Origin of the sequence: Mesorhizobium sp. M7A.F.Ca.AU.002.02.1.1 (assembly GCF_003998535.1) — a bacterium.
Lineage (GTDB): Bacteria > Pseudomonadota > Alphaproteobacteria > Rhizobiales > Rhizobiaceae > Mesorhizobium > Mesorhizobium ciceri.
Map to the genome: position 1 here is coordinate 1,160 of NZ_RZPB01000129.1, position 10,198 is coordinate 11,357.

General features: G+C 63.5%; 9 protein-coding genes and 1 pseudogene. 4 read left to right on the forward strand and 6 right to left on the reverse strand.

The window, feature by feature from the left end; all coding sequences use genetic code 11:
• The 4 genes from EN879_RS10905 to EN879_RS10920 form a co-directional block, all read right to left on the reverse strand.
• Positions 1-706, reverse strand: a 706-nt coding sequence (locus EN879_RS10905) for an ABC transporter permease (protein ID WP_245493812.1), incomplete at its 3' end; no start/stop codon positions are given.
• Between the two features lie 145 nt (positions 707-851).
• Positions 852-1,892: a sugar ABC transporter substrate-binding protein gene (locus tag EN879_RS10910; RefSeq protein WP_013532176.1), complete on the reverse strand. Its 1,041-nt coding sequence runs from the start codon at positions 1,890-1,892 to the stop codon at positions 852-854.
• A gap of 39 nt (positions 1,893-1,931) precedes the next feature.
• Positions 1,932-2,696, reverse strand: a complete 765-nt coding sequence (locus EN879_RS10915; RefSeq protein WP_063167797.1) for an ATP-binding cassette domain-containing protein — start codon at positions 2,694-2,696, stop codon at positions 1,932-1,934.
• The gene (locus tag EN879_RS10920) at positions 2,693-3,859 is read right to left on the reverse strand and encodes an ROK family transcriptional regulator (protein WP_063167798.1); all 1,167 of its coding nucleotides are present in this window, start codon (positions 3,857-3,859) and stop codon (positions 2,693-2,695) included. The genes EN879_RS10915 and EN879_RS10920 overlap by 4 nt, the downstream gene beginning before the upstream one ends.
• A gap of 27 nt (positions 3,860-3,886) precedes the next feature.
• Here EN879_RS10920 and EN879_RS38935 point away from each other — a divergent pair, with 27 nt between their 5' ends.
• From EN879_RS38935 to EN879_RS10935, 3 genes are read left to right on the forward strand one after another with little or no spacing between them, the layout of a single operon-like run.
• Complete coding sequence (locus EN879_RS38935; RefSeq protein WP_164752000.1) at positions 3,887-4,042, forward strand: hypothetical protein; 156 nt, start codon at positions 3,887-3,889, stop codon at positions 4,040-4,042.
• A 38-nt stretch (positions 4,043-4,080) separates the two neighbouring features.
• Positions 4,081-5,259 carry a M24 family metallopeptidase gene (locus EN879_RS10930; RefSeq protein WP_063170211.1) on the forward strand — a complete coding sequence of 393 codons (1,179 nt, stop codon included), beginning with the start codon at positions 4,081-4,083 and terminating at the stop codon, positions 5,257-5,259.
• Positions 5,246-6,475 (forward strand): amidohydrolase, encoded by a 1,230-nt coding sequence (locus EN879_RS10935; protein WP_127274050.1) that lies wholly within the window; start codon positions 5,246-5,248, stop codon positions 6,473-6,475. Before EN879_RS10930 ends, EN879_RS10935 begins: the two co-directional genes overlap by 14 nt.
• A gap of 49 nt (positions 6,476-6,524) precedes the next feature.
• Here EN879_RS10935 and EN879_RS10940 read toward each other — a convergent pair whose 3' ends face one another.
• Both EN879_RS10940 and EN879_RS10945 read right to left on the reverse strand, forming a co-directional pair.
• Positions 6,525-7,829, reverse strand: a complete 1,305-nt coding sequence (locus tag EN879_RS10940; protein ID WP_063167800.1) for a M23 family metallopeptidase — start codon at positions 7,827-7,829, stop codon at positions 6,525-6,527.
• 150 nt (positions 7,830-7,979) lie between these two features.
• Positions 7,980-8,447 carry a peroxiredoxin gene (locus EN879_RS10945; protein ID WP_063167801.1) on the reverse strand — a complete coding sequence of 156 codons (468 nt, stop codon included), beginning with the start codon at positions 8,445-8,447 and terminating at the stop codon, positions 7,980-7,982.
• Positions 8,448-8,542: 95 nt separating this feature from the next.
• On the opposite strand from EN879_RS10945, the pseudogene EN879_RS10950 reads away from it, so the two are divergent.
• A pseudogene (locus EN879_RS10950) lies at positions 8,543-10,198 on the forward strand (hypothetical protein); the annotation flags it as partial.

Consider the following 10,198-nt stretch of genomic DNA (forward strand, 5'->3'; position numbering starts at 1 on the left):
GGCCGGCGATGGCGCCGGCGAGCACGAAGGCGATGATGAGATTGCGGTTCACCCGGATGCCGGCGCGGAAGGTCGCCGTCTCGTTGCCGCCGATCATCACCAGATGCCGGCCGAGCGGCGTCTTGGCCATGATCAGCGAAAAGACCACGAAACAGCCAACCGCGATCCAGGCGGTGAGCGGCAGGCCGACAAGGCGCTGGATGCCGAACCAGCGGATGGCCGGCGCCAGGTCCTGCGCCGAGCGGCCGCCCGACACGACCAACACGAGGCCGCGCACCCAGATGTAGGACGCCAGCGTGATGATGAAGGCGCTCATCTTCACCTTGACCACCAGATAGCCGTTGAAGGCGCCGATGAGACCCCCGACTGCCAGCGCCAGCAGCAGCGAAACCGGAACCATCAGCCACTCGGGATGCAGCTGCACGCCCATGCCGATGCCCGACGAGCAAAACAGGATGCCGACCGCCATGGCGCTGAGCGCTGCGACGGATTCGACCGACAGATCCATGTGACCGGCGATGATCACCAGCGCCAGGCCGATCGACATGACGCCGAGCACGCTCGAAGCCTCGATGATATTGGCGAAGATGCCGAGCTGAAAGTAGTTCGGGACGAAGATGGAGAAGACCACCAGCACGAACAGCAGCATGAACCAGACGAGGTTGTCGAGTACGAACTCCAGGGCTTTGCGTGTGCGCGGGTTCATGGGTTGATCCGGTTGGCGCCCCCGCGAAATCAACTCGATTTCGTCGGGTTCAGGCGCGGATTCAAATTCGCCACGGCATCCTTTCGGACGCGGCGGTGTGAAAGGCAGGCTCCGGGCCGCTACGGCCCGGAGCGCTTTCAGATGACTATTCGACCGACTTGACGGTGTCCGTCGGCGGCTTCTGGTTGCCCCAGAAGGCCGGATTATCGACGTTTTCCTTGGTGATCGCTGCACCGGGGATCTTGATGTTCGGACCCCAGGCTTCCTTGGTCACGGTCGATTTCAGGCCGAGCACGTCGTATTCGCCGGGCTTGATTTCCTGCTTCTTGACGATCTTGTCCATGAACATGGCGACAGCCGCGGCCTGCGCGTAAAGCGGCTGCTCGATTTCGGCGTTGAGCCAGCCCTTGCGGATCAGGTCGAGGCCGACCGGAGCGCCGTTCGAGCTCATCAGCATGACGTCGCCCGGCTTCTTGCCGGCCGCCTCGAGCGAGGCGACGGCGGCGACCGATAGGTGCGCGGCATGGCTGAAGATCAGGTCGATGTCGGGGTTGGCCAGCATCTGGTCGGCAACGATTGTGCCGGCATTGCTGGCTTCCCATTGCATGGCCGGAAGCGAGATGATCTTGACGTCCGGAAATGCCTTCATCTTCTCCTCAAAACCCTTCTGGATGTCGAGCGTGTAGGGATCGCCGGGGTCGCCGAGCACCTGCAGAACCTTGCCCTTCACCGAGCCGTTCTTGGCTTTCAGCAGCTTCTCGGCCTGATCCGCGGCGACGTAGCCGATCTCGACCGTTCCGGCGACAGAGGTGAAGTCGGACGGGGTCGAGGTGATCTGGCGGTCGAACTCGACCACCGGGATGCCGGCGGCGCGCGCGGCTTCGATGGACGGTTTCAGCGCATTGAAGTCGACTGCAGCCAGGATGATGGCCGCCGGCTTCAGCGCGATGACATCGTTCATCTGCGATTGCTGGGCGTCGGTCTTGTTGTCGGCGTTCAGCGTCTTCATCTCGTAGCCGGTCTGCTTCAGGAACAGTTCCAGCGCGCTCACCGAGCCGGTCTGGAACTCGTCCAGCAGGGTCGGCACCATATAGTAGACGATACCCTTGGACTGGGCGAATGCCGGCGTGAGCGTGGCAAAGGCCAGTGCAAGGATACCGAAGACAGCAAGAAGTATTCGCTTCATGTCGTTCGCTCCTCTTAAGCCGGACCCCTCTTTTGTCCCTCAGCCTGTCGGTCCGGCACCGGCAAGCGTCTCACCGGTGATCATGTTGATCACCGCGTCGGGACTTGTTTTATTGCGTGCGACATCGCCGGCCACGACGCCCTGGCGGATCACCACGATCCGGTCGGCGACCTGAAAAGCCTGCTGCATGATATGGGTGATGATGACGACGCCGATGCCCTGGTTGGCCACCTGGCGGATCATGTCGAGACCGCGCCGCGTCTGTTCGACACCGAGGGCGGCGAATGGTTCGTCGAGCAGCACCAGCTTGCCGCCCCAGTGCACGAAGCGGTTGAGTTCGATGGCTTGCCGCTGGCCGCCCGAAAGATGCTCGACATTGGCGCGCAGCGAGGGAATGCGGGTGCCGGCATTGGCCAGCGCCTTTCCGACGACGGCTTCCATGGCGCGCTCGTCAAGCACGGGAATGCCGAGAAACTTGCGGGTGATCTCGCGGCCCATGAAGAAATTGGCGACCACGTCGACGTTGGTGCACAGCGAGAGATCCTGGTAGACGGTCTCGATGCCGGCCGCCTTGGCCTCGGCCGGTGATTTGGCGAGGAATTCCTTGCCCTCGAACAGCATGCGGCCCGATGTCGGCTCCAGTCCGCCTGATATGATCTTCACCAGTGTCGATTTGCCGGCGCCGTTGTCGCCCAGCAGCGCCACGACCTCGCCCTTGTCGATCGAGAAGCTGATCCCCTTGAGCGCTTCGATCGCGCCATAGTTCTTGGTGACGTTGTCGAGCACCAGCAGGGGTTCACTCATGCCGCAATCTCCCTGCCTTTGAGAAGGTCGCGCTCGCGTTCGCGTTCGGCCGCGAACATCTGCCCGAAGCGAGGTGACAGAACCCCGGAAACCGCCAGGGCGGCGGCGCCGCGCAGCACGGAATGCTGTCCGCCGCGCGCGACCACGACCCTGGGCGTCGTGCGGTCCTTGCGGGCCGAGACGGAGTTGTGCAGGCCTGCGGCCGAACCAGCCAGCATTTCGAGCAGGTCGGTGGATGCCAGCCCGCCGAGGATGACCGTCTCCGGGTCGAACAGGTTCTCGATGACGGCGACGGCGTTGTGAAAGATCGGTGCGACTTCGGCCACCCAGTCGGCCTCGCTGCCGTTCCAGCGCCGGAGCGCCTCGAGCGACAAATATCTTTCGAGGCAGCCGCTGTTGCCGCACGGGCAGGCCTCGCCGCCGGGAATGACGGGAATGTGTCCGATCTCGCCGGCATTTCCCCAGGCGCCGCGCAAGGCGCTGCCGTCATGAACCATGACGCCGCCAAGGCCGACGCCGAAATAGAGATAGTAATATTCGGAAAACTGGGCGCCGAGGCCATAAAGGCGCTCGCCCATGGCGGCCGCGGCCATATCGGTTTCAAAGAAGGCCGGCAATCCGGTGGAGGCCGCCAGCCGTTCGCGCAGCGCGACATCCTTCCAGCCGGTCATGGTGGTCGGCCCCACGAAACTCATGGACTCCACGTCGAATGGGCCGGGCAGGGCCATGCCGACCCCCAGCACCCGTCCGCCAGCCCGCAGCCGGGTCAATTCCACCACCATCGCCCCGATCAACTCGAAGGCGCGGTCCGGCGTCGCGTTCGGCGCTTCGCGGTAGATGCTCTCGATCACGTCGCCGCTCAGATTGATCAAGGCGGCGCTGATACCAAGCGGAGTGATGTGGATACCCACGGCATAGCCGCCCTCGGGGTTGATCCGGAGCGTCGCCGGCGGCAGGCCGCGCCCCCTCGGCTCTTCGCGCAGCGACAGGATGTAGTCCTGATCTTCCAGTTCGCGAACGATGGTCGATACCGTCTGGACGGTGAGGCCGACGCGCCGGGCGATCTCGCCGCGCGCGATCGGCCCGTGCAGGCGGATGGACTCAAGCACGATGCGCCGGTTGTATGGCCGCCCGAACTCCTGATTGGTCCCCCGCAGTGCCATGCCTTGCGCCCCTTAGGAGAGGATAGCTTGGCACCGCTTATTTATTCAGTCAAATGGAATTCAAAAATAAATGATAATGAAACACAAATCTTGGGAAGGCCGGGTATGGACGTACCCGATTCAGGACCTGCCCACACGCCGCCCTGGCCGATTGCCGCCATGGCGAAACCTCTTCAATGGTGAGCGAACCCGCGACCGTTGATGACAAAGCAGGAGCAAAGATGATCGAATTGCCGTTTGCCCGCGACGAGTACCGACAGCGGCTTCGCAAGATCCGCACCGAGATGGCCAAGCGCGGTCTCGAGCTTCTTGTCGTCAACGACGTTGCCAACCAGCATTACATCACCGGTTATGACGGCTGGTCGTTCTACACGCCGCAAATGGTGCTGGTTCCAATCGAGGAGGTCGAGCCGGTCTGGATCGGGCGCGCCATGGATGCGGCCGGCGGTCTTCTGACAGCCTGGATGAAACCGGAAAACGTGGTCGGCTTTCCGGAAGACCATGTCCAGCGAGGCGATCGCCATCCCATGGACTGGATTGCGAACTGGATTGTCGCCAAGAGCTGGGGGAGTCGCCATATCGGCATCGAACTCGAAGCCTATTATTTCTCCCCCAAGGCGCACGCCCGGCTTGTCGCCGGACTTCCCAATGCAAAATGGCACGATGCCGACCTGCTGGTGAACTGGATCCGGGCGGTCAAATCGGCGCCGGAGATCGCCTATTTGCGCAAGGCATCGACGCTCGCCGAAGCTGCCGTCACGCGAGCCTTCGAGGTGATCGCGCCGGGCGTTCGCGAATGCGACGCCATCGCCGCCATCCAGGCGGCGCAGATCGCGGGCAGCCCGGATTTTGCCGGCGACATCACAGCGCTTCCGCCGACAATCCTCGGTGGCGAGAATGCCTCGGCGCCGCACATCATGTGGAGCGACAGGCGGTTTGGAGAAAACGAGACGATTGCGCTGGAACTTGCCGGCGTTTGCCGCCGCTATGCCGCCGGCCTCGCCAGGACCATGCAGCTTGGCAAGACGCCGACAAATGTCTCGGATACCGCCAAAGCGGTGATCGAGGGCATGGACGCGGTGCTCAACGCGGTCAGGCCGGGAACGACTGCCGAAGCGGTCGAAGCTGCCTGGCGCAAGGTCATCCAGCGCTACGGACTGAAGAAGGAATCGCGCATCGGCTACTCCATCGGCGTCGCCTATCCGCCGGATTGGGGCGAACACACGATCAGCCTCAGGCCGGGCGACAAGACGGTGCTTGAACCGGGCAACGTCGTTCATTCCATCCTTGGCATGTGGATGGACGGCTGGGGCATCGAGGTCAGCGAGACCATCCTGGTCACCGAAACCGGCCACGAGACCCTGACGAAGTTCCCGCGAGAGATCCATGTCAAATCCTGAGGGTTCGGCCACGGCGGGTGGTGTTGCGAAAACCGTGACGACCGATATCGACGCCGGAATTCTCGACCGGATGATCGAGGTCCGTCGCCATCTGCACCGCAATCCCGAGCTTTCGAACCAGGAGGCCGGCACGCAGCGTTACCTCAGGCAGATGCTGGTGGATCAGGGAATCGTCGACATTCGCGACGTCGCCGGCTTTGGCCTTGCCGTCGATATTGTCGGCGCCGGCAGGCCGTCAAATCGAAAGATCGCCATTCGCGCCGACATCGATGCCTTGCCGATCGAGGAGGAGTCCGGCGTCGATTATGCATCGACGAATCCAGGTGTGATGCATGCCTGCGGTCACGACGCCCATGCATCGATGGCTTTCGCGGTGGCCGCGCATCTTCACCAGTCGCGGGACAGTTTTGGCGGTACCGTTCGCCTGATCTTCCAGCCGGCGGAGGAGGACGAACCGTCGGGCGGCAAGCGGGTGGTGGAAGAGGGGCTTCTCGACGACATCGACGCCGCCATCTGCGTCCACGTCGATCCGTACACACCGACCGGCAAGATCGCCGTCGGCTCCGGTCCCTACGCTCTGGCCTGTGACACGTTCGATGTGGCCGTCATCGGCTCGGCGGCACACGCGGCAAAACCGCATGAAGGCGTCGATGCGTTGGCCGTGGCTTGCTCCCTGGTGAGCGAATTGCAGAAGATCGTTTCGCGCGAGACCGATCCGTACGATCCGCTGGTGATTTCCGTGACTGCCATCAATGGCGGCAACGCCTACAATGTCACAGCCGGCAGGGTCACGTTGAAAGGCACCATCCGCAGCGGCAGCGATGCAACCCGCGAGCGGGCCTGGCACCGCGTTCGTACGATAGCCGAGGGTATGGCGACGAGCCACGGCGCGCGTGTCGAGGTCGACATCCACAAGGGCGAACCCGGCGTCGTCAACGATGTCGAGATGACAGAGCTGATTGCCGCCAGCGCCAAGGCCTGCATCGGTGCCGACAACGTCCTCAACACGCCCGGATGGACGATCGCGGACGACTTTGGCTACTACAGCGAGAAACGTCCTTCGGTCTATTTTCGGCTGGGAATCCGGAACGAGGAGATCGGATCGGTCTTTCCGCTCCATCACGCCCGGTTTCGTGTCGACGAGGCCGCGTTGAAGGTCGGCGCGACCACCCTGGTTGCGGCAGCGACGGCGTTTCTGTCTACGGGAGCGCCTTAGTCAGCCATCATGATGGTCATCGGCGCATGGGGCAGGAGCCTGGGATCGCTTACAGATACTGGGCGACCTTCTTGCCGACCGTGAGGAAGCGCAAGGGATCGATCGCTTCGCCATTGTGGCGGACTTCGTAGTGCAGATGCGGGCCGGTCGAGCGGCCGCTGCTGCCGGTCTTGCCGATGACGGCGCCGGCGTCCAGTTTCTCGCCGACGGTCACGTCGATCTCGCTGAGATGCCCGTAACGTGTCGCAAAACCATTGCCATGGTCGACTTCAACCATGCGGCCATAGCCGCCGTTCCAGCCGGCCTTGGTGACGGTGCCGGGCGCCGTGACCTTTGCGGCCATGCCGATCGGCGCCCTGAAATCCATGCCGGAATGCAGTGCCGCGGTGCCGAGGATCGGGTCGGTGCGCACGCCGAACGGGCTGGTGACGGAGTGGCCCGGCGCGGGGTTGGTCAGCGGCAGCTGGCGCGCTTCTTTCTTGAGATGGTCGAGCGCGTCAAGCGCTTCGTCCAATTCCTTGACCTTGCTGTCGAACATCATCGAACTGTCGAGCGGGATCAGCGGTCCGCCGACGTCGCTGTCGCCCTTGCCGAAGTCGCTGTCGACGGGCAGTCCGGCCGCCTCGAGCGCCTGGGTGATGGCATCGGCGCTCTTATAGGCATTGTCGGCAAGCGTGCTGATGCGGGTCAGTTGATCGCTCTCGATGGATTTCAACGACTGGTTGATCGAGACGAAGAGCTTGTCGGCACGATCGGCGGCTGAATCATTGGGCAGCGGATCGGAGCGGGTTGACCACAGCGAGAACGGCCTTGTGTCGCCGGCGCCGAGATCGGCGCTCAGGCTGGCGACCGCATAATTCCGCGCGGGCTCCTTGATGCTGCCGGTCACTTCGGCGCGTTTGTCCGGCTTCGCAGCCGCTGCCGGATCTTCGGCCGGCGCTGCGCCGACCTCGCTCTCGGCGCGTTCGAGCAGCGGACCAAGGCGGCCATGACGCTGGCTCAACTGGCTCTGGCGTTCAAGCAGTTCGCTGACCTTGGTTTCCATCAGCTGCTGGTCGAGCAACTGGCGGCTGGTGATGCGGTCGACCTGGGCGCGAAGCGCCGAAATGCGATCTTCATAGGCTTGCTGCATGCGCGCCTGACGCGCCGTTGTGGCGCCGATCAAATCGTCGCGCAGCACGAGATAGGAGGTGGCCATGAGGTAGCCGACGGCAATGGCGGCCAGCGCCGAGCCGATAAAGGCCGCCAGCCACGGTCGGATCGTAAAATGCCTGATCTCGTTGCCCCGGGCGATGATGACCGTATGGGGCTCCTTACGCTTGCCGAAGACTGCGGACTGACCGGTTGCGTTCACGGGACCAAGCTTTCGTTTACGACACCACGACAGCTTGATTACACATTATTAGGGTTAACAAAGGCTTGCAGCGATAGCTTGCTCGCAGCGATTGCCCGCCAGGCGTGCGTAAGGTTGCAAGGGAACCTGGGCCAGCCTCGCCGGCAAACCTCAAAGCGCTCGAACGGCCTCGAGCACCTCTTCGGCATGGCCCTTGACGCGGACCTTGCGCCAGATCCTGGCGATCCGCCCGTCGCGGCCGATCAGGAACGTCGCGCGCTCGACGCCCATATACTTGCGGCCATACATCGATTTCTCGACCCACAGATGGTAGGCCTCGATCACCGTGCGCTCCTCGTCGGCGGCGAGGTCGATGGTGAGATTGTATTTCGACTTGAACTTGTCGTGCTTCTTGACGGGGTCGGGCGACAGGCCGATCACCACGGCGCCGGCCTTCTCGAACTCCGGCTTCAACTGCGAGAAGCTGATCGCCTCCTGCGTGCAGCTTGTTGTGTCGTCCTGCGGATAGAAATAGAGCACGATGGGCTTGCCGGACGATGCGGCAAGGCTGACCGATCCGCCGCCGTCCCGCGGCAGGTCAAATTGCGGCGCAAGATCGCCTACGTCGAGGTCAGCCATACCGATGCCCTTGTTTGAGGTTACGCGCGAAGCCACACCGATATAGTGTCGGACGGGGATTCGTCCACGATCGAGTTCGTACAACGGAAAATTGCGTGGATCAGGAGCGACCGCAGCACGAGAAGATCCGGTTCAGGCGTGATGAGATCACCGACCTGGGGACCTTTCCGTCCGCCTGCCGTGTGCCGCCGCTTGGTCAGGCGTCGATCGGACGCGGTTTTCGCATCCTGTCGCGACTGTTCGCCGGTCTGGTCGCTTTCGTGCTGCTGGCCGCCGTGCTCGTTTATCTGGTTGGCGCCTCCGGCATCGGAGCCGACCGGCTTCGCGCCGAGGCGGAAACGGCGCTTGAGAAACTGGCGGGCGTCGATGTCAATGTCGCGGTCGGGCCTGCCCGCATCACGCTCGACGGTTCGAGTTTCATCGCGCTTCAGGTCAGCGACGTCAGCTTGAAGACATCAGACGGCAAGCCGATGGCCGATGCCGGCCGCGTGCGCTTCGGCGTGCGTCTGTTCCCGCTGCTGTGGGGAGATGTGCGGCTGACCAGCGCCAGGATCTCGGATGCCCGCATCGTCGTGGCGGCGATGCCGTCAGGCGGCGACTGGACCGCCGGCCTGCGCAATGCGGACGGCCTCATCGATCCGGAGAAGCTGTCCGCCGCGGTGTTCGGAAACATCAACCACGCACTCGATGCCGTGCGGGAGGATTCGCTGCGTCGCATCGATCTTCGCAATGTCGAATTCGTGCTGCCCGAAACCGGAGCGATCAAGCTCGTCAAGATCACCGACGCCACCGTCGTGCAGTCGGGACCGGGCGGCATGGAGTTTTCCTCGAAGGCGGACATCGACGGCAGGACGCTTACGGTTGCCGCTACCGCCACCCGTGATATCGCGGCGCACCGGGTCACGGCGCTGGATGCGAGCGTCGATCTGGCCGACACCGGCGCGGCCGCTGCCGGCAAGTTGGGACCCGTCGCGTTGAAGCTGACGGGATCGGAAGGGTTCGGCGTGAACGCATCGCGGCTGACGGCCGCTTTGTCATCGACGGGCTCTGTCCTCGATCTCGGCACGCGAGGATTGCTGGCGGCGGACGTCGATATCAATGCGACGCTGGTTGCTGGCAGCAACAAGGTCCAGGTCGACAGATTGCTGCTGAAGACCGGCCGCTCGACATTCGATTTCGCCGGTTCGATCGGGCCGAAGCCGGCAAGCGGAGCGGTGGGTGAAGAGCCCTCCTATCGCTACGACCTGACCAGCGACGGGTCGTCGCTTGCGCCTTCGGAGTCGCCCGAGCCGGCGCTCACCTTCCTCGCCCGGATCGCCGGTGTCTACAACACGGTGAGCCACAAACTGGTGGCCGAGCAGATCGCGCTTCGGTCCGCCGGCTCGGGCGAGATGCTTGGCACCGCCGCCGTGGCGTTCGTCGACGGCAAAGTGCCGGGGATCAATCTGGCGTTCAACATCCACGACATGCAGGTCTCTCACGTCAAGCAGCTATGGCCGTGGTTTTCGGCGCGCAATGCCCGGCTGTGGGTGCTGGCAAATCTGTTCGGCGGCCGTGTCGTCGACGCCAACCTTCAGTTCCAGGTGGTGCCGGGCCGGCTGGGCAACGGCGTGCCGCTTTCGGCCGATGAGGTGTTCGGCCGCTTCCAGATCGAGGGATCGCGCTTCGACACCGCCGGCCGCATCCCTCCGATACGCGATGCGGTCGGCGTCGTCGGTTTCCACGGCAACGATGTCGATATCTCGCTGTCC

Bases quoted from the DNA above. Each gene is read 5' to 3' on its own strand.
- EN879_RS10910 (WP_013532176.1), bottom strand. From the start codon at position 1,892: ATGAAGCGAATACTTCTTGCTGTCTTCGGTATCCTTGCACTGGCCTTT.
- EN879_RS10930 (WP_063170211.1), top strand. From the start codon at position 4,081: ATGATCGAATTGCCGTTTGCCCGCGACGAGTACCGACAGCGGCTTCGC.
- EN879_RS10915 (WP_063167797.1), bottom strand. From the start codon at position 2,696: ATGAGTGAACCCCTGCTGGTGCTCGACAACGTCACCAAGAACTATGGC.
- EN879_RS10920 (WP_063167798.1), bottom strand. From the start codon at position 3,859: ATGGCACTGCGGGGGACCAATCAGGAGTTCGGGCGGCCATACAACCGG.
- EN879_RS10935 (WP_127274050.1), top strand. From the start codon at position 5,246: ATGTCAAATCCTGAGGGTTCGGCCACGGCGGGTGGTGTTGCGAAAACC.
- EN879_RS10945 (WP_063167801.1), bottom strand. From the start codon at position 8,447: ATGGCTGACCTCGACGTAGGCGATCTTGCGCCGCAATTTGACCTGCCG.